The sequence below is a fragment of the Lysinibacillus sp. NPDC097231 genome, assembly GCF_044761885.1.
GTDB lineage: Bacteria > Bacillota > Bacilli > Bacillales_A > Planococcaceae > Lysinibacillus.
In genome coordinates, this window is sequence record NZ_JBIWDH010000080.1 from 1 (window position 1) to 1,277 (window position 1,277).

At 43.1% G+C, this 1,277-nt stretch carries 1 protein-coding gene; it reads left to right on the top strand.

Features of this window, described 5'->3' with window-relative positions:
- Positions 1 to 88 precede the first annotated feature (88 nt).
- Entirely contained in the window at positions 89 to 1,246 is a 1,158-nt protein-coding gene (locus ACIQXF_RS23050) for an ISL3 family transposase (protein ID WP_402788165.1), read from the top strand.
- Positions 1,247 to 1,277: the final 31 nt, after the last annotated feature.

Sequence of the window (1,277 nt, forward strand, 5' to 3'; positions counted from 1 at the left end):
CAATAAATTTACATTGAAGTATAGAAAAAAAGTGAAAACTCACGTATCGTAATTGTTGCTGAGACAAACCACGAGAGGAGTTTTCACTTTGTGCTCTAAGTTTATCAAATTAATTCTACCGTTGCCATCCTTTTTTGAAATCGCTCTGCCATCTGAGGAGGAGCCAAATATTTTTCACGTGGACATTGCGCCACAATCAATAGCTTGTCCAAATTGCCAAGGTCGGACTGTTTGTCATGATCGTGCCCTACGCCGTTTTCGGCATGGCTATGCCTGGCATATTGGCGTGCTTTGGATTGAATTATTTGTGCCTCGCCAACGCTGTAAAAATTGTGGATTTACGTTCACATTTGACTATGGATTAGGGCTTGTTCATTCCTCGACGGAATCGTTTCGTCGTGAAATTACGAAGCGTTGTCATGGTCGATCAATTGCGGATGTCGCACGTGACTATGCACTTCCGTATACAACGGTTGAACGCTGGTTTTACACGTATGCACCCGAACAATTAGTCGAAGAAAGTGCGAAACATATTTGTGTCGATGAATTCGCTTTACGCAAAGGGCACAACTATGCGACGAGTGTCTTAAACGCTGAAACAGGGCGCATTTTGGCGATTGTTCCTCATCGAGATCAAGACGCAATTGAATCGGTTTTAAAGAAAGTGGTAGGGTCGATTCAAACCGTGGTCAGTGATTTCGCAGCGGCCATGGCAGGTGCGATTCAAGCCGTTTACCCAACAGCTATTCATGTATTGGACCGCTTTCATTTGATTCAATTTTTCACCGATGCCCAGCAGCGCAGACGACGTTACTTAGATGAAGCAAAAAAGCAACACAAATCCCGATTTATCGACCGCTGTTTAGCGCGAAAGCCGGAAGAGTTAACAGAGGAAGAACGTGGTTTTGTGCGTGAATGGCTACGGGAAGATTTTCATACAAAGCATATCTATCAAGCATTGAATCACATGCGTTATGTGTTTAAAGCTACAACGGATACACAAGCAACAAAGCGCTTAAAAGACTGGCTCGAACGCTATCAATTTCACACAAGTGGTGTAGTTTCAAAGATAGCTAAAACCGTGATTGTTCGTGAGAAAGCCATGGTCGATACCATATACTCACCTTTCTCAAACGGCATTATGGAAGGCACAAATAATAAAATTAAGCTCATCAAAAGACGTGGTTTTGGCTACCGAAATGATGCCCATCTTTTCCTCCGTTTACGTTTGGAAACAGGTCATTGATTTTGTCATCCCCAGATTTTGGTGATGAGCC